The sequence below is a fragment of the Microbacterium sp. 2FI genome (genome assembly GCF_005502885.1).
Lineage (GTDB): Bacteria > Actinomycetota > Actinomycetes > Actinomycetales > Microbacteriaceae > Microbacterium.
Genome location: NZ_SCMR01000003.1, coordinates 110262 through 135987 on the forward strand (window position 1 = coordinate 110262; position 25726 = coordinate 135987).

40 protein-coding genes are annotated in these 25726 nt (G+C 67.8%); 31 read left to right on the forward strand and 9 right to left on the reverse strand.

What is annotated here, in order from left to right; genetic code table 11:
• A complete protein-coding gene (locus FFS15_RS04465) occupies positions 1 to 1272 on the reverse strand; it encodes a DUF445 domain-containing protein (protein ID WP_137843800.1) in 1272 nt (423 codons plus the stop codon).
• A gap of 18 nt (positions 1273 to 1290) precedes the next feature.
• Complete coding sequence (locus FFS15_RS18560) at positions 1291 to 1821, reverse strand: PadR family transcriptional regulator (RefSeq protein ID WP_171013082.1); 531 nt, start codon at positions 1819 to 1821, stop codon at positions 1291 to 1293.
• Positions 1822 to 1888: 67 nt separating this feature from the next.
• Between FFS15_RS18560 and FFS15_RS04475 the strand changes: the two genes are divergently transcribed.
• A complete protein-coding gene (locus FFS15_RS04475; protein WP_171013083.1) occupies positions 1889 to 3001 on the forward strand; it encodes a serine hydrolase domain-containing protein in 1113 nt (370 codons plus the stop codon).
• A 26-nt stretch (positions 3002 to 3027) separates the two neighbouring features.
• Here the strand turns inward: FFS15_RS04475 and FFS15_RS04480 are convergent, their stop codons facing one another.
• Positions 3028 to 4191, reverse strand: a complete 1164-nt coding sequence (locus FFS15_RS04480) for an acyl-CoA dehydrogenase family protein (RefSeq protein WP_249353711.1) — start codon at positions 4189 to 4191, stop codon at positions 3028 to 3030.
• 56 nt (positions 4192 to 4247) lie between these two features.
• Entirely contained in the window at positions 4248 to 4904 is a 657-nt protein-coding gene (locus FFS15_RS04485) for an NAD(P)H-dependent oxidoreductase (protein WP_137843804.1), read from the reverse strand.
• Between the two features lie 256 nt (positions 4905 to 5160).
• Between FFS15_RS04485 and FFS15_RS04490 the strand changes: the two genes are divergently transcribed.
• Positions 5161 to 6156, forward strand: coding sequence for a TIGR00341 family protein (locus FFS15_RS04490; RefSeq protein WP_137843805.1), 996 nt, complete (start codon positions 5161 to 5163; stop codon positions 6154 to 6156).
• Between the two features lie 22 nt (positions 6157 to 6178).
• Here the strand turns inward: FFS15_RS04490 and FFS15_RS04495 are convergent, their stop codons facing one another.
• Positions 6179 to 6937: an alpha/beta hydrolase gene (locus tag FFS15_RS04495; RefSeq protein ID WP_137843806.1), complete on the reverse strand. Its 759-nt coding sequence runs from the start codon at positions 6935 to 6937 to the stop codon at positions 6179 to 6181.
• Positions 6938 to 7048: 111 nt separating this feature from the next.
• Here FFS15_RS04495 and FFS15_RS04500 point away from each other — a divergent pair, with 111 nt between their 5' ends.
• Positions 7049 to 7480: a hypothetical protein gene (locus tag FFS15_RS04500; protein ID WP_137843807.1), complete on the forward strand. Its 432-nt coding sequence runs from the start codon at positions 7049 to 7051 to the stop codon at positions 7478 to 7480.
• Between the two features lie 75 nt (positions 7481 to 7555).
• Positions 7556 to 7957 carry a pilus assembly protein CpaE gene (locus FFS15_RS04505; RefSeq protein ID WP_137843808.1) on the forward strand — a complete coding sequence of 134 codons (402 nt, stop codon included), beginning with the start codon at positions 7556 to 7558 and terminating at the stop codon, positions 7955 to 7957.
• An 11-nt stretch (positions 7958 to 7968) separates the two neighbouring features.
• Here the strand turns inward: FFS15_RS04505 and FFS15_RS04510 are convergent, their stop codons facing one another.
• Positions 7969 to 9174, reverse strand: a complete 1206-nt coding sequence (locus FFS15_RS04510; RefSeq protein ID WP_137843809.1) for an MFS transporter — start codon at positions 9172 to 9174, stop codon at positions 7969 to 7971.
• Between the two features lie 342 nt (positions 9175 to 9516).
• Here FFS15_RS04510 and nrdH point away from each other — a divergent pair, with 342 nt between their 5' ends.
• The 4 genes from nrdH to nrdF are packed head-to-tail and all read left to right on the forward strand — an operon-like array spanning position 9517 to position 13354.
• On the forward strand, positions 9517 to 9750 hold the full coding sequence (gene nrdH, locus FFS15_RS04515) for a glutaredoxin-like protein NrdH (RefSeq protein ID WP_137843810.1): 234 nt from the start codon (positions 9517 to 9519) through the stop codon (positions 9748 to 9750).
• A 2-nt stretch (positions 9751 to 9752) separates the two neighbouring features.
• Positions 9753 to 10202 (forward strand): class Ib ribonucleoside-diphosphate reductase assembly flavoprotein NrdI, encoded by a 450-nt coding sequence (gene nrdI / locus FFS15_RS04520; protein WP_137843811.1) that lies wholly within the window; start codon positions 9753 to 9755, stop codon positions 10200 to 10202.
• Entirely contained in the window at positions 10184 to 12340 is a 2157-nt protein-coding gene (gene nrdE, locus FFS15_RS04525) for a class 1b ribonucleoside-diphosphate reductase subunit alpha (RefSeq protein ID WP_137843812.1), read from the forward strand. Before nrdI ends, nrdE begins: the two co-directional genes overlap by 19 nt.
• Positions 12341 to 12379: 39 nt before the next feature.
• Positions 12380 to 13354, forward strand: coding sequence for a class 1b ribonucleoside-diphosphate reductase subunit beta (gene nrdF, locus FFS15_RS04530; protein WP_137843813.1), 975 nt, complete (start codon positions 12380 to 12382; stop codon positions 13352 to 13354).
• Positions 13355 to 13466: 112 nt separating this feature from the next.
• Here the strand turns inward: nrdF and FFS15_RS04535 are convergent, their stop codons facing one another.
• Genes FFS15_RS04535 through FFS15_RS04545 form a run of 3 tightly spaced genes read right to left on the reverse strand, consistent with a single transcriptional unit; the run spans position 13467 to position 15538 of the window.
• Positions 13467 to 14564, reverse strand: a complete 1098-nt coding sequence (locus FFS15_RS04535) for a site-specific integrase (protein ID WP_137843814.1) — start codon at positions 14562 to 14564, stop codon at positions 13467 to 13469.
• Positions 14564 to 14992 carry an ImmA/IrrE family metallo-endopeptidase gene (locus tag FFS15_RS04540; protein ID WP_137843815.1) on the reverse strand — a complete coding sequence of 143 codons (429 nt, stop codon included), beginning with the start codon at positions 14990 to 14992 and terminating at the stop codon, positions 14564 to 14566. Before FFS15_RS04540 ends, FFS15_RS04535 begins: the two co-directional genes overlap by 1 nt.
• Positions 14993 to 15016: 24 nt before the next feature.
• Positions 15017 to 15538, reverse strand: coding sequence for a helix-turn-helix domain-containing protein (locus FFS15_RS04545; protein ID WP_212743107.1), 522 nt, complete (start codon positions 15536 to 15538; stop codon positions 15017 to 15019).
• Between the two features lie 144 nt (positions 15539 to 15682).
• Here FFS15_RS04545 and FFS15_RS04550 point away from each other — a divergent pair, with 144 nt between their 5' ends.
• The 23 genes from FFS15_RS04550 (at position 15683) to FFS15_RS04660 (ending at position 25647) form a co-directional block, all read left to right on the forward strand.
• Entirely contained in the window at positions 15683 to 15946 is a 264-nt protein-coding gene (locus tag FFS15_RS04550) for a helix-turn-helix transcriptional regulator (protein ID WP_137843816.1), read from the forward strand.
• Positions 15943 to 16173: a helix-turn-helix domain-containing protein gene (locus tag FFS15_RS04555; protein WP_137843817.1), complete on the forward strand. Its 231-nt coding sequence runs from the start codon at positions 15943 to 15945 to the stop codon at positions 16171 to 16173. The genes FFS15_RS04550 and FFS15_RS04555 overlap by 4 nt, the downstream gene beginning before the upstream one ends.
• A 106-nt stretch (positions 16174 to 16279) precedes the next feature.
• Positions 16280 to 16576, forward strand: coding sequence for a hypothetical protein (locus FFS15_RS04560; RefSeq protein WP_137843818.1), 297 nt, complete (start codon positions 16280 to 16282; stop codon positions 16574 to 16576).
• Positions 16573 to 16755: a hypothetical protein gene (locus FFS15_RS04565; protein WP_137843819.1), complete on the forward strand. Its 183-nt coding sequence runs from the start codon at positions 16573 to 16575 to the stop codon at positions 16753 to 16755. The genes FFS15_RS04560 and FFS15_RS04565 overlap by 4 nt, the downstream gene beginning before the upstream one ends.
• Positions 16752 to 17333: a hypothetical protein gene (locus FFS15_RS04570; protein WP_137843820.1), complete on the forward strand. Its 582-nt coding sequence runs from the start codon at positions 16752 to 16754 to the stop codon at positions 17331 to 17333. Before FFS15_RS04565 ends, FFS15_RS04570 begins: the two co-directional genes overlap by 4 nt.
• 19 nt (positions 17334 to 17352) lie before the next feature.
• Positions 17353 to 17667, forward strand: a complete 315-nt coding sequence (locus FFS15_RS04575) for a hypothetical protein (protein ID WP_137843821.1) — start codon at positions 17353 to 17355, stop codon at positions 17665 to 17667.
• On the forward strand, positions 17667 to 18488 hold the full coding sequence (locus tag FFS15_RS04580) for a hypothetical protein (protein WP_137843822.1): 822 nt from the start codon (positions 17667 to 17669) through the stop codon (positions 18486 to 18488). Before FFS15_RS04575 ends, FFS15_RS04580 begins: the two co-directional genes overlap by 1 nt.
• Before the next feature lie 2 nt (positions 18489 to 18490).
• Positions 18491 to 19480, forward strand: a complete 990-nt coding sequence (locus tag FFS15_RS04585) for a RecT family recombinase (RefSeq protein ID WP_249353747.1) — start codon at positions 18491 to 18493, stop codon at positions 19478 to 19480.
• On the forward strand, positions 19477 to 19761 hold the full coding sequence (locus tag FFS15_RS04590) for a hypothetical protein (RefSeq protein WP_137843824.1): 285 nt from the start codon (positions 19477 to 19479) through the stop codon (positions 19759 to 19761). The genes FFS15_RS04585 and FFS15_RS04590 overlap by 4 nt, the downstream gene beginning before the upstream one ends.
• Positions 19754 to 20101 (forward strand): hypothetical protein, encoded by a 348-nt coding sequence (locus FFS15_RS04595; RefSeq protein ID WP_137843825.1) that lies wholly within the window; start codon positions 19754 to 19756, stop codon positions 20099 to 20101. The genes FFS15_RS04590 and FFS15_RS04595 overlap by 8 nt, the downstream gene beginning before the upstream one ends.
• A complete protein-coding gene (locus FFS15_RS04600) occupies positions 20098 to 20568 on the forward strand; it encodes a hypothetical protein (RefSeq protein ID WP_137843826.1) in 471 nt (156 codons plus the stop codon). Before FFS15_RS04595 ends, FFS15_RS04600 begins: the two co-directional genes overlap by 4 nt.
• A complete protein-coding gene (locus FFS15_RS04605; protein WP_137843827.1) occupies positions 20565 to 20744 on the forward strand; it encodes a hypothetical protein in 180 nt (59 codons plus the stop codon). The genes FFS15_RS04600 and FFS15_RS04605 overlap by 4 nt, the downstream gene beginning before the upstream one ends.
• Complete coding sequence (locus FFS15_RS04610) at positions 20744 to 21145, forward strand: hypothetical protein (RefSeq protein ID WP_137843828.1); 402 nt, start codon at positions 20744 to 20746, stop codon at positions 21143 to 21145. Before FFS15_RS04605 ends, FFS15_RS04610 begins: the two co-directional genes overlap by 1 nt.
• Positions 21142 to 21900, forward strand: coding sequence for a hypothetical protein (locus FFS15_RS04615; RefSeq protein WP_137843829.1), 759 nt, complete (start codon positions 21142 to 21144; stop codon positions 21898 to 21900). Before FFS15_RS04610 ends, FFS15_RS04615 begins: the two co-directional genes overlap by 4 nt.
• Positions 21897 to 22130, forward strand: coding sequence for a hypothetical protein (locus FFS15_RS04620; protein ID WP_137843830.1), 234 nt, complete (start codon positions 21897 to 21899; stop codon positions 22128 to 22130). The genes FFS15_RS04615 and FFS15_RS04620 overlap by 4 nt, the downstream gene beginning before the upstream one ends.
• Complete coding sequence (locus FFS15_RS04625; protein WP_137843831.1) at positions 22130 to 22570, forward strand: hypothetical protein; 441 nt, start codon at positions 22130 to 22132, stop codon at positions 22568 to 22570. The genes FFS15_RS04620 and FFS15_RS04625 overlap by 1 nt, the downstream gene beginning before the upstream one ends.
• Positions 22567 to 23790, forward strand: a complete 1224-nt coding sequence (locus tag FFS15_RS04630) for an AAA family ATPase (RefSeq protein ID WP_137843832.1) — start codon at positions 22567 to 22569, stop codon at positions 23788 to 23790. The genes FFS15_RS04625 and FFS15_RS04630 overlap by 4 nt, the downstream gene beginning before the upstream one ends.
• 11 nt (positions 23791 to 23801) lie before the next feature.
• The gene (locus FFS15_RS04635; protein WP_137843833.1) at positions 23802 to 24014 is read left to right on the forward strand and encodes a hypothetical protein; all 213 of its coding nucleotides are present in this window, start codon (positions 23802 to 23804) and stop codon (positions 24012 to 24014) included.
• Positions 24014 to 24343, forward strand: coding sequence for a hypothetical protein (locus FFS15_RS04640; protein WP_137843834.1), 330 nt, complete (start codon positions 24014 to 24016; stop codon positions 24341 to 24343). The genes FFS15_RS04635 and FFS15_RS04640 overlap by 1 nt, the downstream gene beginning before the upstream one ends.
• Complete coding sequence (locus tag FFS15_RS04645; protein WP_137843835.1) at positions 24340 to 24699, forward strand: hypothetical protein; 360 nt, start codon at positions 24340 to 24342, stop codon at positions 24697 to 24699. The genes FFS15_RS04640 and FFS15_RS04645 overlap by 4 nt, the downstream gene beginning before the upstream one ends.
• Positions 24699 to 25127 carry a hypothetical protein gene (locus tag FFS15_RS04650; protein ID WP_137843836.1) on the forward strand — a complete coding sequence of 143 codons (429 nt, stop codon included), beginning with the start codon at positions 24699 to 24701 and terminating at the stop codon, positions 25125 to 25127. Before FFS15_RS04645 ends, FFS15_RS04650 begins: the two co-directional genes overlap by 1 nt.
• Positions 25124 to 25444 carry a hypothetical protein gene (locus FFS15_RS04655; protein WP_137843837.1) on the forward strand — a complete coding sequence of 107 codons (321 nt, stop codon included), beginning with the start codon at positions 25124 to 25126 and terminating at the stop codon, positions 25442 to 25444. Before FFS15_RS04650 ends, FFS15_RS04655 begins: the two co-directional genes overlap by 4 nt.
• Entirely contained in the window at positions 25441 to 25647 is a 207-nt protein-coding gene (locus tag FFS15_RS04660; protein ID WP_137843838.1) for a hypothetical protein, read from the forward strand. The genes FFS15_RS04655 and FFS15_RS04660 overlap by 4 nt, the downstream gene beginning before the upstream one ends.
• Positions 25648 to 25726: the final 79 nt, after the last annotated feature.

The following is a 25726-nucleotide window of genomic DNA, read 5'->3' on the forward strand; positions in this document are numbered from 1 at the left end:
TCAGCCCAGGAATGCTTCGGCGATCGAGAAGATGACGAGACCCGCCAGTGCGCCGACGATCGTGCCGTTGAGGCGGATGTACTGCAGGTCGCGGCCGACCATGAGCTCGATCTTCTCGGTCGTCTCGTCGGGGTCCCAGCGCGAGACGGTGTCGGAGATGATCGAGGCGATGTCGTGTCGGTAGCGATCGACCAGGAACACCGCGGCATCGGTCACCCAGCCGTCGACGCGGCGCTGGAGGGCGGCATCCGTCGTGAGCCGTTCTCCGATCTCGCTCAGCGCCTCGGCGGCCCGCCGCCGCAGCCCGCTCTCGGGGTCGGCGAGCGAGACGAGCAGGCCCGCCTTGGCGGTGTTCCACGCCTCGGCGGCGAGCTCGCGCACGCGCGGGCTGTCGAAGAGGGTCGCCTTGGAGTCCTCGAGCCGGCCGATCGTGGCGGGATCGTGCTGCATGTTGGCTGCGAGGCGTGCCAGATAGCCGTCGACGGCGCGGCGGGCGGGATGCTGCGGGTCGATCTGCACGGCAGCGATGAACTTCATGGCCTCGTTGTAGACCGTGTCGTCGACGAGCCGGTGCGCGATCCCGGGAACCCACGCGGGAAGGCGCCGGGAGACCAGTCCGGTGAAGGCGGCGTGGTTGGCCTCGAGCCACGCCGCGATGCTGTCGACGCCGAGGTCGACGGCGCTCCGATGCGCGCCGGAGTCCACGATGCGCTCGAGCCATCCGCCGAGCGGCGGACCCCACTCGGGAGCGATGAGGTGCTCGCGGGCAAGGTCGGCGATGAGGTCCTGCACGTCGTCGTCGCTGAGAGCGCGGAGCACCCCCGCGGCCATGAGCGAGCCTTCCGCGGCGACGCGCTCTGCGTGCGCGGGTTCGCGCAGCCACGCGCCGAGCTTCGCGGCGATCGCCGTCTCGTCGAGCTTGGTGCGCACGACGTCGGCGCGCAGGAACTCGGTCTCGACGAACTCGCCGAGGTTCTGCCCGATCTCGTCCTTGCGCTTGGGGATGATCGCGGTGTGCGGGATCGGGATGCCGAGGGGGTGGCGGAACAGCGCCGTGACGGCGAACCAGTCCGCGAGCGCGCCCACCATGCCACCCTCGGCCGCGGCGCGGACGTAGGCGAGCGCGGGGTACTGATCCTGGAGCGCGAACGCGATCACGAAGATCACGGCCATCGCGACCAGGGCGCCGAGGGCGACGCCCTTCATGACGCGGAGCGCTCGGCGGCGCTCCTGATCGGCCGGACTCAGGAGGGCGGTCGGAGTGCGGGCCATGCCGTCATCCTCGCAGGTTCATACGGCGTCTCCGGGCAGCTCGTCGAGCCAGCGAGCGGCGAGCTCGTGCGCGCGGATGCCGTAGTCGAGCGTCGCGCGCTGGAACGCGAACATGGCCGCGTACTCGGCGGGGATGCTCTGCGCATCGATGGATGCCGCAGCACCCGTGAGTCCGTCGAGATCGGCCGACACGCGCTCGCGCAGCCGAGCGATGACGGCCGCGCGGTCGGCGGGATCGGTGAGGGAGCCGGTGAGGAACACCTTCGCGAGCATCGTCGTCTCGGCATCCGCGCCCGTCGTCGGGGCGAGCATCCACTCGCGCCACGCCGCGCGTCCATCATCGGTGATGGTGTGGAGTTTGCGGCCACGACGACCCTCGCTCGCCTCGCTCACGGTGACGAGACCCTGGGCGACGAGGTGCTGCAGCGCACGTTGGAGGCTGCCGAAGCTCGCGCTGTAGAAGAGCGAGACGCCCTGGCCGAACTGCTTGTGCAGGTCGTACAGCGACAGCGGACCCGCCAGCAGGAGTCCGAGGATCACGTATTGCACCGGCGCCGTTCCTTTCGTATGCTCCTCATAGATATATATCTCATAGAGATATCCCTGAGGAGGATCCGTGGCCCATCCTGACACGGCGACCGGCAAGCTCGAGCGCACACTCACGCGCGCCGCGCGGGCACGGGCGCGCGTCCGCGACGCGATGCCCGAGCCGCAGGTGCTCGTGATCGCACCCGGCTTCGAGTTCGCGTTCGGCGACCGCGCACGCAGATTCCACACCGCCAGCGTCGGCAAGACGATGACGGCGACGCTCGCCTTCCAGCTGGCCGAGCGCGGCGCGCTCGACCTCGACGCCCCGATCACGGGGCTGCTCCCCGCCGAGGAATGGCGCGGACTCTTCGTCGTCGACGGGATCGACCGCGCACGCGAGGTGACCGCCCTGCACCTGCTCGCCCATACGAGCGGTGTCGCGGACTACTTCGAGGGCCCCACGCGGGCTCCGCGGAGCTTCGTGGACGACGTGATCTCGGCGCCCGACCGGCTGTGGGCGCCCGCCGACCTTCTCGGATACACCCGTGAGCACCAGCGGCCCGTCGGCGCACCCGGAGCGCGGTTCGCGTACTCCGACACCGGCTACGTGCTCGCCGCGCGCATCATCGAAGAGGCGGGCGGCGCGCCGCTTCATCGCCAGCTGCACGAGCGCATCTTCGCGCCCGTCGGCATGGACCAGTCGTGCCTGCTCTTCCACTCGTGGCCCGGCGGTGGTGACGCGGGCGGTGACGCGAGCAGGCCGCCCGCCGCCGCGCTCGATCTCGCCCCGCTGTGGCTCGGTCGGCACGAGGTCAGCCGAACGCGCGCGCTCAGCTGCGACTGGGGTGGCGGGGGAGTGGTCTCCACGGTCGACGACCTCGTGCGCTTCAGCGTCGCGTGGCACGGCGGCGAACTCGTCTCGCCAGAGTCGCTCGCGCGCATGACCGCGGCCTCGAACCGGTTCCGGCCCGGGATCCGCTACGGCACCGGCGCGATGCAGCTGCGATACGCGGGGTTCTCACCTTTCCTCCGCGGGATGCCGCACCTCACCGGCCACCTGGGCGTCACGGGCGCGCACCTGTTCGGCGACGACGGCAGCGGCATCCATCTCGCATTCAATTTCCACGCAACCGGTGAGATGGTGCGCAGCTTCCGCGTGCACATCGACCTCGTGCGTGCGGCCCTGCGCGACGCCCGCTGACGACGCCTTCCGAGAAGCCGACGGCCTCAGCTCTCGAGGGGGCCCAGCCACGCCGTCGCGACGGTCGCATGCGCCGATTCGGGGTCGGAGGGGTGGAAGAGCCCCGCGAGGACGTCGCGGTACAGACGCGAGAGCTCGCTCGAGGCGAAGTACGACGAGCCGCCCGCGACCAGCACCGCGTCGTCGACGACCTGCTTCGCCATCGTGACGGCGCGATGCTTGACCCCCGAGAGGAGCGAGAACCATCGCGGGCCGTGATCGGCGACGGAATCGACGTCGCGGCTCAGCACCTCGAGCTGCGGCGGCAGGGCGTCGTACGCGAGCGCCATCGCGGCGATCCGCCGGCGGATGTCGGGATCCTGGCTGTAGGCGGCACCCGTCTTCTTCGAGGTGCGGCGACCGGCCGTCTGGACGGCGAGATCGAGCGCGCGACGCGCGATACCCGTGTAGACCGAGGCCAGCAGCAGCTCGAACACGCTGAAGATGCCGAACACGATCGGGTCGGGGTTCGGCCCCGGTGCGACGCGGCGCACCACGCGGTCGGCAGGGGCGACGGCGCCGTGCAGCTCGGTCGTCCGCGACTGCGTACCCCGCATGCCGAGCGTGTCCCAGTCGTCGCGGGTGACGACCGCGTCGGTGCGCGGCACGAACGCGTAGACGATCCGCGGCTCGTCCGGCGTCGACACGTCGAGGCCGTGGAGGCCCAGCTGCGTCCACACCGGCCCGAGCGAGGTGAAGATCTTCGTCCCCGTGAACGCGTACCCGCCGTCTGGGAGGGGCGCGGCATCCGTGTCGCTGCCGAAGAGTACGAGGTCGTTGCCGGCCTCGCTGATCCCGAAGGCGAACACGTCACCGGCGACCGCGCCCTCCTGCACGAACCGCAGCGCGTCGATCCCGCGGTCGGCGAGCACTTTCGCGACGCCCGTCCACACCAGGTGCATGTTGATCGCGAGCGCCGTCGCCGGCGCCGCTCCCGCGAGTCGCTGCTGCAGCAGCGACGTCTCGACGAGGCCGAGACCCCCGCCGCCGAGTGCGGTCGGCACGAGGAGCGCGAGGTACCCGGCATCCCGCAGCTCGTCGAGGTCGGCCTGCGGGAAGGTGTTGTCGCGATCGTGCACGGCCGCGCGCTCGCGGAAGCGGGCGAGGAGGTCGTCGGGAAGGATCGCGGCGGGGTCGAAGGGTGCGCTCACGCGGTCCATTCTTCCCCGCCGCGCAGCCTCAGGCGCGAGCGGACGTCGCGCGGTCTCTACACCGTGACGGTCGGCGACGCCTTCCAGGACTCGCTCGAGCCGAGATCGCGCGCTTCGTCGATGGCGCGCTGCAATTCGGTGACGCGTGCTTCGCCGGGGACGTCGAGCGCATGTGCATGCACGAACGTCACGTCGGTGATGCCGACGAAGCCGAAGATCGCGCGCAGATACGGCTCGTGGAAGTTGAAGCCGGCCGCCGGACTCGCCGCGGAGTAGTCGCTCCCCGACGACGACACGACGATCATCTTCTTGCCGCTGAGGAGCGGCACCGGGTAGCCGAGTTCGTTGAAGCGGAAGAGGTAGCCCGGCTGCACGATGCAGTCGATGTAGTACTTGAGCGCATAGGGGACGCTGAAGTTCCACATCGGAGCCGTGATGAGGTACGCGTCCGCTTCGCGGAAACGGTCGATCTCTCGTTCGATCTCGGTCCACGACTCGGCGTGGTCGCGATCGATGGGCTGACCGACGAGGATCTGGTACTTCGCCTCGATGTTGGCGCCCGCGACGGCGGGCAGGTCGGTGTTGAACAGGTCCACCGTGTCGACCGTGGTGGTCGGCGTGGACTCGTGGAGGGCATCGAGGAACGACTGCGAGATCTGCAGGGTGTTCGAACCTTCGAGGCGGGGGCTGGCGAGGACGTGGAGCAGCTTCATAGGAGCCTCTGTCTGTGGAGCGCGGGCATTCGGGCGAGGGTGGTGCGCACAGCGGCTCGAACAGAGTTCGGTCGAGTTGGCGCGATCTTAGCGAGCGCGACGGTCGACTCGGAAGAGCGCGGGCCGAGCATGTCGGCGAAAGTCGTGTCGATCGCGGGCGGGGCGCACCGCATCGCCGGCCTTCGCGCGCCAGGATGTGGAGCATGACAGCACGAGCGACCCCGCCGTGCGCATGCCGCGTCCTTCGGAGCTGACGATGTCGCGTCTCACCCGCACCCTTATTCCACCGGCGCAGCGCCAGCCGATCGAGGCGCTCAACGACGCCCTCGACCTCGGCTACGGCGACGCGCTCGCCAAGCGCACGGGGTTCCTCATCATGCTCGTGCTGTCGGCGATCATCGCGATCAGCGGCGTGCTCGCCGATTCGACCGCGACGGTCATCGGCGCCATGATCATCGCGCCGCTGGGCACCCCGATCCTCGGCATTGCGCTGGGCATCGTGTCGGGGCATCTCAGCCTCGTGCTCCGCTCGATGATGTGGGTCGCCATCGGGCTCGTGGTCGTGGTCGTCCTCGGGTGGCTGTTCACCTTCGTGATCGCCGACCCGGCGAGTCTCGAGACGAACTCGCAGATCCTCGGCCGCACTTCACCTCACCTGCTCGACCTGGTCGCCGCACTCGCGACCGGAACCGCGGGTGCCTTCGCGATGTGCCGCCGAGATCTGAGTGCCGTGCTTCCCGGCGTCGCGATCTCGATCTCGCTCGTGCCGCCCCTCGGCGTCGTGGGCGTCTGCATGGGGCAGGGGGCGTGGGACGCCGCCTTCGGAGCCCTGTTCCTGTTCCTCTCGAACGTCGTGGCGCTCGTGATCGCCGGCAGCATCGTCTTCACCGTGTCGGGATACGCGCGCGACCCGGGGTCGTCGCCGACGGCGAACCGCCGCCGCGCGTACGTCGTCGTGACGGTGCTCGCGCTGATCGTGGCACTGCCGCTCGCGGCCAACACCCTTGTCTCGGTCGTGCTCGCGGGATGGACGACCCAGATCAACGCCGCAGCCGAGGCGTGGCTCGCCGATGAGACGGGTGCCCGCGTCGACGATGTGACCTGGCGGGGCCTCGTGGCCACGATCGAGGTGACCGATCCGGACGGGGAGCTGCCGCCCACCGACGATCTCTCGGCGGCCCTGGCCGGACTGCCCGGCGCGGTCTCCGTCGTCGTCGATGTCGGTGTCGGGAGCGAGATCCCGGTGCGCTGAGGATGCCGGCGCTCGGGCTGTCTCAGTCGGCGAGCGCCGCGAGCAGCTGCGCGACCGTCGCCTCGGGCTCGTCGCGGTGGGGCGAGTGGCCCGCGCCGGTCACGACCGACATCGTGATGCGCGGGTTCTGCAGAACCTCGTCGACGAGACGCTTCTTGAAGATCGAGTACACCGTCGGGTCGGATGCGATGACGTGGGTGGGGACCGACAGGCGGGCCGCGGCATCCGTCACATCCCACGCGGGATTCTGCACGCTCGTCTGCTCGACGGCCCACCGACTCGCCTGCTGCGCCGACACGGCCTTGAGCTCGATATCGTGCTCGTGCCAGTTCGGGTGGCCTGCTCGCACGGCGGCAGCGGTCGGGTCGGCGAACGAATCCTCTTGGCTGGCTCGCACGATCTCGCGATCGCGCGGTGCGAGGCGGATGGCCGGGTCGACGAGGACGAGGCGCCGGGTCCACACGGGGTCGCCGGCGGCGGTGAGAACGGATGCCGCACCCCCGAGCGAATGGCCGATCACGAGGTCCCACGAACCGCCGTCGTCAGGCCGCGTGACGCGGAGGTCGGCGGCGTACGCCGGAATCGTGTAGTCGAGGGTGCGCGGCGCGGTGCCGTGGCCGCGGAGGTCGACGGCATCCGCGCGCCAGCCGGCATCGGCGAGGGCGACGCCGTAGCGCCACATCAGGGCGCCGTTGGATCCGAGGCCGTGGACGAGGAGTGCGCGCCGTGCGGCGGCGGGATCTCCCCACGAGAGGCGGGGGAGGGTGACAGATGCCGGCATGCGACCAGCCTAGAAGAGGGTCGGCGTCGGATCCGGATGTATCAGACGCCGCCGTTCACGCTCTGGCATGGGGTAGTCGGCCGCACGGGCCGATCGGAGAGGGAACAAGTCATGAGAGCATCACGACGCGCCGTGGGCGGCGCGACCTCGATCATCGCGGCCACCGCCGCGCTGGTCCTCGTCGGCGGATCGGCCGCCTCGGCGCACCACTGTTACAAGGACCAGTGGCAGGACGCGGCATACCAGCAGCACCTCGCCGGCGGCACCGCATGGCTGCCGCTGAGCGACATGGGCAAGATGTTCCTCATTCCGCCGGAGCTGCAGGAGTCGTGCGGGTACGTCGCCGATGACGCCGTCGCGGCGTTCATGGCGGAGGAGGGCATGACCCAGGAGCCGCTGATCCACGCGAAGGCGACGGTGGGCGGCGGTGCGGTGCACCACGCGGGCAAGGAGCCGAAGCCGTTCAGCTACCTCACCGAGGACCAGTTCGGCTGGCTGACGGTCGACCTGCTCGAGCGCCTCGAGGAGTGCGCCGCGGCCTGATCGGACCGGTCTCGAGCATTCGGGCGGCGGTGGATCTCGGATCCCCGCCGCCCGAACAGCAGTCATGATGGGGGAATGATCTCGACGGAATCGGCGATCGCGCTCCGCGACGCGGGCCTGATGTGGCACCCGCGCTCGGGCGACCGGTTCCAGCTCGACGAGCCCGAGTTCGATGCCGACGTCTTCACCGTGAGCGAGATGACGATCGAGCCCCGTGACCCGACCGGGCGGATCCTCGCCTTCAACGGCACGACCGAGTGGGCGCTCGACTCGGTCGCCCTCGAAGATGCGCTGTGGCTGCCGCACGAGAGCCAGCTGCGCGAGCTGCTGCGCGGCGCCTTCCGGGCGCTGCGGAGACTGCCCGACATCTACGAGGTCGAGATCGCGGTCGGTGACGAGACGTTCGCGTTCCAGCATCCCGCACCGGCCGACGCCTATGCGCTCGCTCTGCTGGAGCTGCTCCGGCGCATCGCCTGACGAGCGCCTGATCAGAGGACCGTCTGCACCGGCTCGGTGTCGGGGATCGGACTCGCATCGCGGTTGCGGAGGTCGGGGAAGCCGCGGACGAAGACGATCGCGACGATGAGTCCCACAGCCGCGAAGGCCGTCGCTGCGACGTAGGCGCCGGTCGGGCCGATGTCGTCGATGAGGAAGCCGGCGATCGCCGAGCCCGCTGCCGCGCCGATCAGCTGCCCGGTGCCCACCCAGCCGAAGGCCTCCGCGGTGTCGCTGAACTTCACGCTCGCTGACGTCATCGCGAAGAGGACTGCCAGCGCCGGTGCGATGCCGATGCCGGCGAGCACCAGCGTGCCGCCGAGCCACCACACGTTGAGCGACACGATCGTGAGGGCGAGTCCGACCGTCACGATCGCCAGGCGCCGCGCCATCGCCCACGGTCCGATCGGGATGTGGCCGAAGGCGAGTCCGCCGCCGAGGCTTCCGACCGAGAAGAGGGCGAGTACGAGGCCGGCTTCGAGTCCGCCGTGATCGAAGGTCGCCACGACCCCGGCTTCGACCGCGGCGCATGCGCCGATCAGGAGGAAGCCGACGATGGTCGCGAGGAGCACCGGGGGCTTGGTGAGGACCTTGCCGATCGCGCGACGACTGCGGGGGATGCGCACGCGGCCGACCTCGGGGGAGAGGATGAACCACGCCCCGCCGCCGACGAGGATGACGACGATCAGCATGAGTGCCGGGACTGTGCCCACCTGGGTGGCGACGAGCGTGATGACCACCGGGGCGAGAATCCAGATGATCTCCTGGAGCGACGCGTCGAGCGAGAAGAGGGGGGTGAGCTGCTTCGAGGTCACCATCTTCGGGTAGATCGTGCGCACGGCCGACTGCACAGGCGGAGTCGACAGGCCTGCGAAGAAGCCGAGGGCCATGTACGCCGGCAGCACCATCTCGACCAGCGCCAGCGTGGCGATCGCCATGGCGCAGATCGTGAGTGTGACGGTGAGGACCTTGCGCATGCCCCACAGGCCCATCCAGCGGCTCGTGACGGGGCCGGCGATGGCCTGGCCGATCGACATGGCGGCCAGCACGAGGCCGGCTGAGCCGTACGAGCCGGTGACGTACTCGATGTGCAGCAGCACCGCGAGGCTCGTCATGCCGTTCGGGAAGCGCGCCGTCAGCTGCGCCGCGATGATGCGCGCGACACCCGGAGTGCGAAGAAGATCCCGGTAGCCCGCCACCACTCAACGGTAGTGCCCGGTCGCGCGACACGCCGTCAGTGCTCTCCACAGGCGAATCCGATGTCGGAGGCCCTCGGTAGCGTCGTACCTGTGGATGGATCTCGCAGCACGATCCGAATCTCCGCGTGATTCAGGCCTTTTCCAGCTTGCGAATCAGGCCCGATCCTGTGGATGGATCGGTGGAGAACCTGTGTTGTACATGGGGAGAGCGGTGGAAAATCACACGGATGTAACTACTAGCCCTTGTGGTGCTATCGAATGTCGGTACCCATATGTAGTATTGGTCTCCCGGTGGGGGGCCTGCCGGAAGACAGCGGAAGTGAAGGGGAGAGGCGGATCGATATGACGATCACGGTCTACACGAAGCCTTCGTGCGTACAGTGCACGGCAACCTATCGGGCATTGGACTCGAAGGGGATCGAATACGAGGTGCTCGACCTCTCTGAGGACCCGTCGGCCCTCGAGCAGGTCAAGGCGCTGGGATACCTCCAGGCGCCGGTCGTCATCACCGATGAGGACCACTGGTCGGGCTTCCGTCCCGACAAGATCGACGAGCTCGCCTCTCGACTGGCCTGACCATGTCGGTCCTCACGGCGCAGCGCGTCGTGACGGACGCGCCACTGCTCGTCTTCTTCTCGAGCGTCTCGGGCAACACCGCGCGCTTCATCGAGAAGCTCGGCACACGGGCCGTGCGGATTCCGCTTCATGCGGGGGATCCGGCTCTCGTGGTGGACGAGCCGTTCATCCTCGTCACTCCGACGTATGGCGGAGGTCAAGGACGCGGCGAGGAGCGGGGCGCGGTTCCGCGACAGGTGATCCGGTTCCTCAACGACGAGCGCAACCGCAGCCTGATCCGCGGAGTGATCTCCGCGGGAAACACCAACTTCGGCGAGCACTTCTGCCTCGCCGGCGACATCATCAGCCGCAAGTGTCATGTGCCGCACTTGTACCGGCTCGAAGTATTCGGCACGCCTGAAGACGTGGAACGCGTGAGCGAGGGATTGGAACGATGGCAGACGCTGCAGTGACAGAGAAGGACTTCAAGGCCGAGGTGCGATTCGAGGGCATGGACTACCACGCCCTGAACGCGATGCTCAACCTCTACGACGCCGACGGGAAGATCCAGTTCGACGCCGACAAGCGCGCCGCGCGGGAGTACTTCCTGCAGCACGTGAACCAGAACACGGTGTTCTTCCACTCGCTCAAGGAGCGCCTGGACTACCTGGTGGAGAAGGAGTACTACGAGCCGACCGTGCTCGAGAAGTACTCGTTCGAGTTCATCCAGAAGCTCAACGACCTCGCGTACTCGAAGAAGTTCCGCTTCGAGACGTTCCTCGGCGCCTTCAAGTACTACACGAGCTACACGCTGAAGACCTTCGACGGCAAGCGCTACCTCGAGCGCTTCGAAGACCGCGTGGTGATGACGGCCCTCGGCCTCGCCGACGGCGACGAGAAGCTCGCCACCGACCTGGTCGAGGAGATCATCGCCGGCCGCTTCCAGCCGGCGACGCCGACCTTCCTCAACTCCGGCAAGGCCCAGCGCGGCGAGCTGGTCTCGTGCTTCCTGCTGCGCATCGAAGACAACATGGAGTCGATCTCGCGCGGCATCAACTCGTCGCTGCAGCTCAGCAAGCGCGGCGGCGGTGTCGCGCTCCTGCTGTCGAACATCCGCGAGTCGGGCGCCCCGATCAAGCAGATCGAGAACCAGTCCTCGGGGATCATCCCCGTCATGAAGCTCCTCGAAGACAGCTTCAGCTACGCCAACCAGCTCGGGGCCCGCCAGGGCGCCGGTGCCGTGTACCTCAACGCGCACCACCCCGACATCATGCGGTTCCTCGACACCAAGCGCGAGAACGCCGACGAGAAGATCCGCATCAAGACGCTCTCGCTCGGTGTGGTCGTCCCCGACATCACGTTCGAACTCGCCAAGAACGGCGAGGACATGTACCTCTTCTCGCCCTACGACGTCGAGCGCGTCTACGGTGTGCCGTTCGGCGACATCTCGGTTTCCGAGAAGTACCGCGAGATGGTCGATGACGCCCGCATCAAGAAGACGAAGATCAACGCGCGCGAGTTCTTCCAGACCCTCGCCGAGATCCAGTTCGAGTCGGGCTACCCGTACATCATGTTCGAAGACACGGTGAACCGGGCGAACCCGATCAAGGGCCGCATCAACATGTCGAACCTGTGCAGCGAGATCCTGCAGGTGAACACGCCGACGACGTACAACGAAGACCTCTCGTACGCCGAGATCGGCAAGGACATCTCGTGCAATCTCGGTTCGATGAACATCGCGCTGTCGATGGATGCCGATGACCTCGGCAAGACCGTCGAGACGGCCATCCGGGCTCTGAGCGCGGTGAGCGAGCAGAGTCACATCACCTCGGTGCGCTCGATCGAGGACGGCAACGACCGCTCGCACGCGATCGGCCTCGGGCAGATGAACCTGCACGGCTACCTCGCTCGCGAACACGTCCACTACGGCTCGGAAGAGGGCCTGGACTTCACGAACATCTACTTCTACACGGTGCTGTTCCACGCCCTCCGCGCCTCGAACAACCTCGCGATCGAGAAGGGTCGCGCGTTCGACGGGTTCGAGGACTCGACGTACGCGAGCGGCGCGTTCTTCGACAAGTACATCGACCGTGCATGGGTGCCCGAGACCGAGAAGGTCCAGGAGCTGTTCGCCGGCAAGCACATCCCGACGCAGGACGACTGGGTGGCCCTCAAGGCCAGCATCCAGCAGCACGGCATCTACAACCAGAACCTGCAGGCCGTGCCGCCGACGGGCTCGATCTCGTACATCAACAACTCGACGTCGTCGATCCACCCGATCGCGTCGAAGATCGAGATCCGCAAGGAGGGCAAGCTCGGTCGCGTGTACTACCCGGCGGCGTTCATGACGAACGACAACCTGGAGTACTACCAGGACGCGTACGAGATCGGCTACGAGAAGGTCATCGACACGTACGCCGCGGCCACGCAGCACGTCGACCAGGGCCTGTCGCTGACGCTGTTCTTCAAGGACACCGCCACCACCCGCGACATCAACAAGGCGCAGATCTATGCGTGGCGCAAGGGCATCAAGACGATCTACTACATCCGCCTGCGGCAGATGGCGCTCGAGGGCACCGACATGTCAGAGTGCGTCAGCTGCATGCTGTAATGCGCTCCGACCAGGCATTTTTTCGAGAATTGGAAGACAATGGCTGAGAAGCTGCAGCTCCTGGATCACGTCCAGGCGATCAACTGGAACCGCATCCAGGACGACAAGGACCTCGAGGTGTGGAACCGCCTTGTGAACAACTTCTGGCTGCCCGAGAAGGTGCCGCTGTCCAACGACATCCAGTCGTGGAACACGCTCACCCCCGACGAGCAGACGCTCACGATGCGCGTGTTCACCGGCCTCACGCTGCTCGACACGATCCAGGGCACGGTGGGTGCCGTCTCGCTCATCCCCGACGCGATCACGCCGCACGAAGAGGCGGTCTACACGAACATCGCGTTCATGGAGTCGGTGCACGCCAAGTCGTACTCGTCGATCTTCTCGACGCTGTGCTCGACGAAGGAGATCGACGAGGCCTTCCGCTGGTCGGTCGAGAACCCGAACCTGCAGCGCAAGGCGCAGATCGTCATGGAGTACTACCGCGGCGACGAGCCCCTCAAACGCAAGGTCGCCTCGACCCTGCTCGAGTCGTTCCTGTTCTACTCCGGCTTCTACCTGCCGATGCACTGGTCGTCGCGCGCGAAGCTCACGAACACCGCAGACCTCATCCGCCTCATCATCCGCGATGAGGCCGTGCACGGGTACTACATCGGGTACAAGTTCCAGAAGGGTCTCGAGCGGGTCGACGAGGCCAAGCGCGAAGAGATCAAGGACTACACGTTCTCGCTGCTGTACGAGCTCTACGACAACGAGGTGCAGTACACGCAGGACCTGTACGACGGCGTCGGCCTGACCGAAGACGTCAAGAAGTTCCTGCACTACAACGCCAACAAGGCCCTCATGAACCTGGGCTACGAGGCGATGTTCCCCTCGAGCGTCACGAACGTGAACCCGGCGATCCTGTCGGCCCTCTCGCCCAACGCCGACGAGAACCACGACTTCTTCTCGGGGTCGGGCTCGTCGTACGTCATCGGCAAGGCCGAGGCCACCGAAGACGAGGACTGGGACTTCTGAATCACGCGTAATTCCGCGGGTCACGTCCGATCCAGAACAGTGCAAGAGCCCCCGGCGGGTCACTCGATTGAGTGGCCGACCGGGGGCTCTGCCCATGTTTTGCCCACATTCGTCATGCGATCGCCTCCGCGCGGGCCGCAGTCATGGCCGCGGCGACGGCGTCCAGGTCGTCGTCGAAGAGGTCCGCGTAGACGTCGAGTGTCATAGCTGCGGACGCGTGGCCAAGCATGCGCTGTACGGCCTTGACGTTGGCGCCGGCGCTGATCGCGAGGCTCGCGGCCGTGTGGCGAAGGTCGTGGGGCGTGATCAGCGGGAACGTGGAGTCGTCTGCCTGGCTGGCGCGCACCGCCTTGGCGAACCAGCCGGATGTCGCGTGAGGGTACGGGGCGGGAACGATGCCGTCACCGAACACGAACGCGTTCGGTCCGCGGCCGATGCAGCGCGCCGAGAGGCGGTCGACCAGGAATGGGTGCATGGGCACGTCCCTCGGCTTGCCCGACTTCGGTGTGCCGATCTCGTAGACGCCGTGGACGATCACTGCGTTGTCTTCGACGCGGATCCTTCGTCGCAGGAAGTTGAGGTGCCGCACCCTCAGCGCGACGGACTCACCCCACCGTGTTCCGCCGTACGCCAGCTCGTAGACATGGTCGGCGTGTTCGTCGCTGGCGTGCCGCGCGAGCAGCTCGACCTGCCGGTAGGTCAGATAGCGGCGCGGCTTCGGTCTCTTCGCTGGAAGCGCGACGCCCTTGCATGGGTTCCGTGCGATGACGCCGTCTCGCTCGGCGATCGCGAGGATGCTCGAGAACACGAATACTGCCCGCCGTACGGTCTGTGCGCCCCGCTCCCGGCTCAGGGAGGCGATCCAGTCCTCCACCTCCGAGGGGCGGATGCTGGAGGCTGTACGCGCCGCCCAGCGGGGCGCGACGTGCACGCGCCAGGAGGTCTCCATCGCTGCTCGTGACGACGGCTTGAGTGACGCGAGCCGTCCTGTCTTCCACTGCTCGGCGAACACGGCGACCTGTTTGCGTCCCTCGGCGGGATCGAGATAACCGCCCGAGGCTTTCGCGACGGTGACGGAAGCGAGGAACAGCTCGGCCTCACGTTTCGTCTTGAACCCCCGCTTGTCCGTTTGGGTCTTGTCTGGCTTCCGGTATCGGACCCGGTACCGCTTGCCAGCCGCCGTGTTGTACGGGGTGATCGATCCAGCCATTAGACGGGGACCGCGCGGTAGGCCCACTGGGCAGCGCCCATGCGTGGGTGAACGTAGGTCACACCCCGGAGTCGCGTGAGGCAATTCGTCTCGAAGGTGTAGATGACGTCGATGGTCACACCGAGCTCATCAGCAATGTGGTGCTGGTCGGGGTTGATTCGCTCGAGGCGTGCGTACTCGGCGGGATCGATGAGCAGGCGTGCAGCGTAGATGTCGGCCTGCCGCTCCGCGAGAGGGCTGTCGGCGTGGTGTCCGTAGTGGACGTGGCCGAGCTCGTGCGCGAGGACGCTGCGACGTTGAGCGGGCGTGAGGCGCAGGTCGAGGTAGACCCGCTGCTCGTCAGGGACGAAGCATCCGAGATCCTCGTCCAGGTGCGCGAAGTGAACTGAAACGCCGTACTCCGCGGCTACCCGCAACAATTGCCGCATCGATCCTCCCCAGGGTGGTGCTGCTTAGTCAGACTCGTCGGGTCGCTTCTTCGCAACCTTGCGCAACGTCGGCGCCGGCGAGATGTCGATGTCATCTTCCGTGAGGGGTCCGACAGAGGTGAGGACTCCGAATCCCTGGGTGTGCTGGATTGGGTCCTCAGCGAGGGGGAGTGGACTCCCGACCTCGACGCTGTCGTGCTCCTCGATCCTCCGGACGAACTCCTGCGCGAGCTCAAGATCGCTGAACACCTTGAGGAGTTCACCGCGCACCACATCGGCCCGCAGCACGATCCGCTCTCCCTGAATGAACTCGACGACATTCGCTCGAGGGGGTTGATACGCCTCGACGATCTGCATCGCCTCGGCCAGCTGGATCGGGTAGTGCTTGGCCAGCTTCGTGAGGTTGTCCGAGCTGGGCTTGATCTCGCCGTTCGACCACCGGCTGATCGTCGACTGGGAGATGCCAGTCGTGCGCGCGATCTCCGCACCGGAAGCTCCGCCGGTCACTCGCCGCAGGTATTCAGGCCATGATTCAAGGTTCGGCACGGTGTAAACGCTAGCCCACGTCTTGCATGCGTGCAATGACTTTCACCGCGGAAGCCGCGAGATTCCGCGGCTCCTGTGAGTTTGTATCAGAACCGCGGCCACATACCTCTTGCGCGCACGCATGCAACGGGTATGGTGACTTGCATGCAACCCACTCCTGCAACTCCGACGGACGTTGCGCTTGTCCTGAACCGCGAGAAGCTCGACGACCTCCGCCGAGCACACGGCATCGCCACCGAGGCAGAACTGGCCCGCCGAATCGGTGTGAATCCCTCGACGTTGTGGCGCGTCTCGAACGGGGAAGTGCAGCCGTCGACGCCGTTCATCGCCCGCGTACTGCTCGCGTTTCCGAGTGCACGCATGGACGACCTGTTCCGCGCTGAGCGCGTCGAGCGGGTGGCGTCGTGAACAACGTCACCGCGCTGAAGCCGCGCCCTGTCGAGACTGTCTGGCTGTCGCCGGAACAGGTGTGCGAGCGGGTGCCTGGTCTTACGAAGGTTCGTCTCGCCGACATGCGCGATCGCGGTGTCGGCCCGGCGTACCAGAAGCCCACCGTCCGCACTGTGATCTATCGCGCGGATGACATCGACGCGTGGGTCGCGTCGACTCGCGTCGCCACTCGGGAGCAGTCATGAACCGCGTGCTCGACACCGTCGCGGTGTGGCTGATCGTCGTCGCCGCACTGGCCGTGCTGAACCTCGGTATCCCTGCGTTCGTCGGGCTCATCCTCGGGGGTGGGCGATGACTGTCGAGTTTGTAGACGCCACTGAGGTCGAGCTGCCCGAACTTCCCGCGACTGTGCTGGACGAGGACGCCGTCCGGCAGGTGCTGTGGTTCTTCGGCCGCCCTGGTGGCCGCGAGCCTGGCGGATTCCGGTCCGCGCTGTTCGAGGCGATGGCGGTAGCTGACCAGGAGAACTTCTCACGGCTCTACTCGGCGTTTCCCGTGCTCGGATTCTGGTTCGATGCGCTGAAGAGTCGGTCGGACGGGGTAACGCTCGCGGTGCGGGCGCTGGATCTACTCGGGGTGAAGGCGTGACCCGGGAGCTGCAGGTGCGGCCTGTCCGTGCCCGTGAGACGTCGATCAGCACGCTCCCCGTCGCGCTGCAGCAGGGTGCTGACGAGTGGCGTCGATGGCGGGTCTGGATCGTCGCTGGCCCGATCCTGTTCGGGCTCTGCTGCGGGCTCCTCGTGGTCGCGATCGAGGTGACCCGGTGAGCGTCGTCGTCGGCATCGACCCGTCACTGACGTGCACGGGCGTCGCGATGGTGTCGTGGCACAGCGGGACGGACATCCCCGGGCCGAACTGGCAGACGTGGCGGGCGCGGTCGCAGGCGCTGCCGCAGGACTTCCCGGACGCCGAGGTCCTCGCGGCGACCAGGCGGCGGCTGCGCATCGTGATTCGCGAGACGCTCGCGCTGATCCCGGCCCGTGTCGACCTGACCGTGATCGAGGGCCCATCCCTTGGCTCAAAGGGCGGCAAGAGCGACGAGCGTGCCGCGCTGCGGTGGATGCTCGTCGACCAGCTGCTCGCTCGCGGCCCGGTCGTGGTGATCGGTCCGAAGAAGCGTGCACTGCTCGGCGCCGATGACGGCAACGCGAGCAAGGCGAAGGTCCGGAGCGCGATCCGGGCGGCCTTCCCGGCCGTCCACGTCGCGGACGACAACGTGGCCGACGCGGTCGCGCTCGCGGCCGCCGGCGCGCACCGGCTCGGATGCTCGCTCGTCGAGTACACGCCGAAGCAACTCAGGGCTCACGCGACCGTCGCGTGGCCGCAGGAGACAGCGGCCGCGTAGGTCGCTGCGGATGAGAGGGATGAGAGAGATGGAAACGAAGCCGACGAGCTTCGCTCGCGGGGTGCCCCCGGAGGAGCGGAACGGGCTGTACGGGATCGAGGACGACCTGATGGAGGCGGGCGGTGGGGAGCCTGTCGTCGCGGTGGTCGTGTACGCGGTCGATGAGGTCGTGCACAAGGAGATCGCGGGGGAGCGGTACCCGGTCGTGAAGGTCGTCCACATTGAGCCGCTGCGGGATGAGAAGTCGGTCGCGGCCGCGCTGAGGCTGCGGGATGCGGCTTACAAGGCCCGCACGGGTGAGAACGCGCTCGACCTGCCGGAAGTCGACGACTGATGGCTACTGGAGCCCCGACTCTCGCCGGCGTGAGTGCTGGCCGGTTTCGTCGCCGCAACTACGGCCGCAACCACGGCTACACCCTCGACGGGCAGAAGATCATCTCGGTCACGAAGGCTCTCGGGCTCGGAATGCCGAAGCCGGCGCTGATCAACTGGGCGGCATCCGAGGCGGCGCAGGCCGCGTGGGAGATGCGCGGCGATCGCGAGGTCTCGTACTCCGAGTTCATCGCGCAGGTCGCGCGAGCGCACGAGCGGAAGCGCAACACGGCTGCCGTGAAGGGCACGGCCGTCCACGGGTACGGTCAGCGCCTCGTGCACGGCGAAAAGGTCGAGGGGATCCCTGACGAAGTCGCCGCGAAGGTCGACCAGTACGTCCGGTTCCTCAACGAGTGGCAGGTCGTCCCCGTCGTCGTCGAGCGGCCGATCTGCAACCTCAGCATCCCGTACGGCGGCACGTTCGACGTCGTCTTCACGACGCCGCTGTTCCCGGACCGGGTGTTCCTCGGCGACATCAAGACCGGGAAGGGCGTGTACGGCGACAATGCCCTGCAGCTCGAGGCGTACTCGCGTGCCGACTTCTACATCGACGAGCACGAGTCCGAGGTGCCCATGTCGGACCTCGGGATCACCGACCACGTCGTGATTCACCTCGAGGAGGGCTCGTACCACGTCGTCGAGATGGAGCACGGCGACGAGGTGTTCGCGTCGTTCGAGACGGCCGTGTCGATGGCGCGCCTGTTCGACGGTCCGCGCGGGGAGACGGAGCTCGACGCGCTGGTCATCGGCGAGATGTACAAGCCGGGGGAGGCGTGGCTGTGAGCATGACCGTGGAGGTGCTGCAGCCGACATCGATCATGCTGCCGACGACTGCTGACCCTGAGCAGTGGTCCGACGACCAGAAGGCGCTGCTCGACTTCGCCGGCCTGGTAGTCCGCAAGAAGAACCAGGCGCCGGTGCCGGCGCCGAAGTCGACCGTGATCGCGTTCCTGCAGCAGTGCGAACGCACAGGCCTGGACCCGATCGCCCGGCAGATCTACGCGATCGAGCGCGGCGGCAAGTGGACGATCCAGGTGTCGATCGACGGCATGCGTCTGGTCGCTCAACGGTCGCGGTTGTACCGCGGGCAGAGCAAGGCGCAGTGGACGGACGGCACCAGGGTGCGTACCCCGATGCGCGACCTCGATGGGTCGATCGTGCGCGAGGGCGACGGGTCGATCGTCTGGACCGAGGACTACCAGTGGTTCGACGTCTGGACCGGCCCGGGCCACCCGGTCGCTGCGCGCGTCTCGGTCTACCGCGCCGACTTCGACGAGCCGCTTCAGGCGGTCGCGCGGTGGGACACATACAAGGTCGAGAACGACGAGTGGCAGAACGGGTCGAAGACAGGCCGGAAGATCCTCGCCGCGCAGTGGGAGAAGGGCGGCGACAACCAGATCGCGAAGTGCGCTGAAGCGCTCGCCCTTCGCAAGGCGTTCCCCATGGACCTGTCGGGCTTGTATGCCACCGAGGAGATGGAGCACCTCGACCAGGAGCCGGCGCCGCGCGCGCCGCGGCCCGCGGCGTCGCTGACGCCGGGCACCCGGTCGGCGCAGCGCGAACCGCTACCGGTTGACGAGACCCTCGGGGGCGGTGAGCCGTCAGGAGTGGGACCACCCGCGAGCGAACAGGAGTCGCACGGTCGCGCCGCCCCCGAGATCGTCCTGTTCCCGTGCGCACGATGCGGTGTCGACGGCATCGCGCACGAGGAAGGGGCGATCTGCGAGCCCTGCGAAATCGAGGTCCAGGAAGAGTTCGCCGAGGCGAACGCATGACCACGACAGCAGCGCTCGTGCGCACCCCGGACGGGGCGATCCTCGGCATCGACTGGCGTCGCGAGCAGGGCCTCGTGCCCGGCCGCGTCGCCGCGCAGAACGTCATGCCAGGCGACACCCTCGTCGCGCAGGGCACACGTGTCGTGGTGCACCGGATCGGGAAGTACAACGGCAACGCGATCATCCAGGCGAAGTCGGCCGGCGGTGCGGACTTCGCGATCGCACGCCCGCTCGAGCAGCTCGTCCGCGTCGTCGAGGTGGGGGCGTTCGACCGTGACTGAGCTCGACAACGCCCGCGCTGCGCTCAACGACGCCGCTCAGGCGAAAGCCCTCCGCGTGATCCCGTCCCCTGACCGCCTGGTGTCCGCGCTCCAGGCCCTGGTCGCTGAGCACGAGCGCCTGACCACCGACTTGGCTCTCTTCCAGGAGCACGCGGGCCTCACGTTCCCCCGGCCTCTGAAGTTCGAGCCGATCACCGACGCACAGGTCGAAGCGGCGCTCTCGGCGTGGGTCGAGTCCGCAATCGGGGGAGCGTCATTCGACGCGATGGCCGACTACCTCAGGGTGCGAAACCGCCGGCGCATGCGCGCCGCTCTCGAAGCTGCGAGGGCCGTCTCATGACCGAGGAAGAGGAGCAGCTCGTGTTCCCTGGTGGCGTTCTGGTCACGGTCGAGTCGATCGAGGGATACGCCGAGGACGCACGCCGTGTCGCCGAGTCCCCGCTCGACGACGGCGAGATCCGGACGCCCGACTGGGTGATCGGGGAGCTCGCGCGCGTCTCGGATCATGCGGCGCGCATGGTGCTCGTGATCCTGAACGCGGAGACGTTGAAGCGGCGCGCAGCGACCCGCCTTGAGCGGGCACGTGCGACCGCACGACGCGCGAACGCTGGCCTGCCTGGTACTCAACAGTCCGCGGCCGTAGTGCTCGCGACGACGGAGGAGAAGGACGCATACGACGACGCGGTGACCGCGTTCGAGTACGCCCGCCGGGTGGGGAACCTGCTGAAGGACTACACGGGGCGAGTGCAGTCGATCGGCAAGCAGGTCGAGCTCACGTACAACCACGGATCGGGGCGGCGGTCGTGAACAGCAGCATGACGTTCAACGACGGCGAGCCGATCCCGTTCCCGTCGTACCGGTGCACCGCGACAGCACGGAAGGCGAAGTCGACGTACACGCACCGGTGCCGGCAGCACGTCGACCACGACGGCGACCACGTCTGCACATGCAAGATGCGCTGGGCGAAGAAGGCGGGTGTGTGATGGGCGCCGGCGACTTTACCCCGCAGACCGTGCGGACCGCGTTCTTCGATCGCGAGAAGGAACGCTGCTTCGTCTGCCGGACGCCGCTGCAGTGGGCGGATCGCGGCTTCGGCTGGTCCGCGCACCACCGCAAGCCCCGCGGCATGGGCGGCACCAGCGACACCCGCATCGCGTCGATCACGAACTGCCTCATCGTGTGCGGCTCCGGGACCACCGGGTGCCACGGGCGCATCGAACGAAACCGCGACGTCGCGCTCGCGGCGGGACTGCTGATCCCGAAGAACGCGACCACAGACGCTTTCGCGCCCGCTGCTGTGCGGGTGCGCCGGATGGACAAGACGTGGTGGCTGCTCACGGAGAGCGGCCGCGCGGTCGAGGTAGAGGAAGGGATGCCGCAGTGAGCGAGCAAGGAGTGCCCCGCGAGGAGGCGACCGCGAAAGACTTCATGCAGGTCCGTGCTGCTCTCGTCAGGAGGCTCGGCGGCGCGAACGAAGCGCTCGTCTGGACACGGATCGACTGGCGTGCTGAGTCGGCGCGCACCGCGCACCAGACGTCGGATGGAACGCACTGGTGGGCGGCCACCTACCCGGAGATCGCGGAGGAGACGGGGCTGACCGCCGAGCAGGCTCGCCGCGCGGTCGAGAAGCTGATCGAGGGCGGGTTCCTTCGGGCCGAGCAGCAGCACGGGTTCGCGCGGAAGCGGAGCTACGCCCCGGTGTACTCCCATCTGGCGGATTCGCCAGATGGCGAGGATGCCAGATCGAAGCGGCGAGTTCGCCAGATCGATCTGGCGGATTCGCCAGATGAGCCTCTCTATAGAGACAGAGAGACAGAGACACTCTTGGCTCCTCCGGAGCCGACCGCGACATTCGCCGAGTTCTACCTCGCCTACCCGCGGAAGGTCGGCAAGGAGGCTGCGCGTCGCGCGTTCGACAAGGCGGTGAAGTCCGTCGACCCGCGCATGATCGTCGACGCCGCGCACCGGTACGCGGCAGATCCGAACCTGCCGGACAAGCAGTTCATCCCGCACCCGTCCCGATGGCTGAATGCTGGCCGGTGGGATGACGAGCCCGAGGTGCCGAAGGCCCGTGTGATTCATGCCCCGTCGATGGATGACTTCGCTGAGGGTGACGAGTGGATGGCGTTCAACCGATGAGCGCGATCACAGCCATCTACGAGTCGCGGTGCGCCGAGTGCAGCGCGGTGATCCGCGTCGGTGACCCGATCGTCCCGAGTGACCTCGACGACGCGCGGCCGGCCGACTTCAAGCCGTGGTGGCAGCACGAGAGCTGCCCTCCCGGGAGGCTCGACATCGTCCGCGAGGTCTGTGCCGAGTGCTTCACCGAAAAGTCTGTCGACGGTTCCTGCCTGTGTGGGGCGATGTGATGCGGGTTCTCACTGTTCGGCAGCCGTGGGCGTGGGCCATCTTCCACGGGAAGGACGTGGAGAATCGCGTCCGCAACATCGCGGGGTCGTATCGCGGCCCTGTCGCGATCCAGGCTGGACTGACGTACGACCTCTCCTGGTCATCCCGCGCGATGGACGACGCGATGATCGCATCGGGCGCACGACTCCGCCAGGCGTCGCTGCCGTGGATGACCGGCTTCGGCGCGATCATCGGCGTCGTCGACCTCGTAGACGTGCACCACTGCTTCAACGCGCTGACGAACTTCGAGGGATGCTCGCCGTGGGCAGAGCTCGACGCCTGGCACTTGCGCCTCGAGAACCCGCGCTCGCTCGCTGACCCGATCCCGTACAAGGGTGCTCTCGGGCTTCGCACCCTCGACGAGGCGACCGCGATGCGGATCTGGGAGGCGATCGCGTGAGCGACCAGGAAGCTTCCGCGCGCCAGCTCGCCGAGCGTTACGTCGTCGGAGCACTGCTCACCGACGTCACGGTGCTTCGGGACGTGCAGATGGAGTGCACCCCGCGCGACTTCGGCGACGCCCGCCTCGGCGCGATCTACGGCGGCATCTGCCAGATGGTCGCGCAGCGCCAGGAGGTTGACTACCTCACCGTCGCCGACCAGCTCACAGCGTGGGACGTCCGCGGCGTGGATCTCACCGACCTCGCACGGTGGACCGGCGAGGTGCCGTCAGCCCGGAACGCGCCGTACTACGCCCGCATGGTTCGTGAGGACTCGGTGCGTCGTCAGCTCCGCACTATCGGCGGGCGCCTCCAGGAGACAGCCGACGAGCCGATCCGTGCCGTGGCCGAGGCGATCGACGCGCTCCGCCACGTCCGCGACCACGACTCCACCGGCAGCGGCCGCGTCGTGTCGCTCCGCGAGCTGCTCGACGTGCCTGAGCAGGAGGACGCGTACGACTGGGTCATCCCCGGCCTGCTCGAGCGGCGCGACCGGTTCATGCTCACCGGGTCAGAGGGTGGCGGGAAGTCGACCCTGCTCCGGCAGATCGCGATCCTCGCGGCCGCCGGCATCCACCCGTTCCGGTTCTCCCCGGTCGAACCAGTCCGGGTGCTCGTCGTCGACGTCGAGAACAGCGAACGGCAGTGGCGACGCGCGGTCCGACGCCTCACGGACGAGTCGGAGATGCGCGGCCAGCGGGATCCGCGCGACTTCGTCACCCTCCACTGCCCGGAGAAGCAGATCGACATCACACGCCCGAAGGACATCGGCGTCGTGCACAGGCTGCTCGACGAGCACACCCCTGACCTGGTGATGATCGGGCCCCTGTACCGGCTGGTGCCGAAGTCGATCAACAACGACGACGACGCGACCCCGGTGCTCGCCGCGCTCGAGGGCATCCGCGATCACGGTGTCGCGATGCTCATCGAAGCCCACGCCGGGCATGCCGCGTCCGCCGCGGGCGAGCGGGACCTTCGGCCTCGCGGGTCATCGGCGCTGCTCGGGTGGCCTGAGTTCGGCATGGGGTTGCGGCCTGGCAAGGAAGTGCAAGCGGGCGGCCGGAAGCCGTTCCAGTTGGTCCCGTGGCGTGGCGCCCGGGAGTGGGGACGTGGGTGGCCGACGAAGCTCACCCGCGGGCAGGTCTATCCGTGGGAACCCACGGTGTCGCTGGGTGGATGAGAGGACCCGACATGGCAAAGCCAGGACGACGGATCGTCGACGCGCTCGACGACCTGATCGCGGAGCTCCGGCTCGCGAACAGGCTCCGAGCGCTCGAGCTGGGGCCGGCCGCGCTCGAGCACGACGACGGCAAGCGGGCGACCACTGACACTGCGAAGCGCCGGGTGGCGCAGCGCAACCAGCTGCGCGCTGAGGTGCGCACAGCGCTCGGGATGGGGGAGTGATGAACAAGGCGACAGATCGCGTCGACCACGTCGCGACGGCGCGAGGCGCCCTGAACAACGCGGGCGGCCTCCTTCAGCAGCGCGACGACACCGCCGCCTGCGCGATGGCGACGATCGCGAGCGCCGAGGCAACCCTCGCGCTCGTTGAGCAGCAGCGCATCGCGAACCGTCTGATGCTCGCCGCGCTCGTCTCGGATGTCGAGCTGCGCGTCGGGCACCACGGCGCCCGCGCTGGGCTTCTCGGCCCGGAGGGCGTGTTCGGTAACCCCAGCACGCCCGACGGCCGCTGCCCGCTCGACACCGACATCCGTAGGGGGCTGGGACTGTGAGCATCGAAGCATCGATCACGGTCACGCTCGCGTCGGTGGAAGTCGACGACGAGTATCGCATCGCGCTGACCACGCACACGCCGAGGACGACGTACACGTGGGACGAGGCGACGCAGCTCGCGAACGAACTCATCTCGGCGATCGAGGACGCCCGACGCATGCTCGGCGAGGACTTCCCAATCGAGAACTTCGCGCGGCTCGCCGGGTTCGACGCAGCCCCGGTCTGCCGCGACTGTTCCGAGGGCAAGCACGGTGCGTGCATCGGGTCCGCGTTCATCGAGCGTGGGCCGGACATCGACGAGGTCGAGTGCGGGTGTTCCCGAGTCGGCCACCAGGTGCACGGGAAGGCTGTCTGATGCCGATCGCGAATTACACCACGCAGTCGTCGGTCGACAAGACCATGGGCGAGGTCATCGGAGCGCTCACCCGCCGTGGCGTGACACGCATCTCGACGGTGTTCGGCAGTCAGGGTGAGCCGACCGGTGTCGAGTTCACCATGCAGACCGAGTTCGGACCGCGGGACTTCGCACTCCCGATCCGCACGGATGGCGTCCTGGCGACCCTGAAGCGTGACAAGGTGCAGCCGCGCTACGCGACGCCCGAGCATGCGGCGCGCGTCGCGTGGGCGATCGCCCGTGACTGGTTGCGCGCGCAGACCGCGCTTATCGATGCGGGCCTCATGACGCTGGATGAGGTCATGTTCCCGTGGATGGTCGCTGGTGGCCGGAACCCGCAGACCGCTTTCGAGGCGTATCGCGGCCAGCAGAAGGCGATCGAGTCATGATCGCCCCGGTGCTGGCGCCGAGGGAACAGGACGAGGCCCGACGCTTCGGGATCCACGACGAGGATGTGCTCGACGAACTCGCCGAACACCGTGACGATGAGCCGGAGTGCTGCCTGCAGGGCCACCCGGCCGCGTCTCGCTTGGTCACGACGTGCTGCGGCAACGCGGTCCTCACCTGCCGGCTGCACCTGCAGGCGCATCTGATCTGGGCCGAGGCACAACTGCTCTTGTCGGCAGGGGTGCGGTGCGCAGGGTGCGGGCGTGAGTTCCGGTTCCCGACCTCGGTTGAGGACATCCTTCGGGAGGTGCCGCTGTGAGCGCCGGACCGATCAAGGCGGAGCGTGACGGGCACCTGATGCCGCTCGTGTCGACCCCGGACACGCACCGGGTGTGCGGCTCGGGGGCGCCGGGGCGGGCGTACTGCGGGCGGAAGGCTGACAAGGTCACCACGTCGGACTGGTCTGAGGTGGTCTGTTCCGACTGCACCGCGGCACGCCGAGCAGACGAGGCGGTGGCCTGATGCCCCTGTCCTTCCCGCCGATGCGACCGGTTGAGGTCGACGGCAAGACGAAGTGGCAGGCCACCTGCCGCACCTGCGG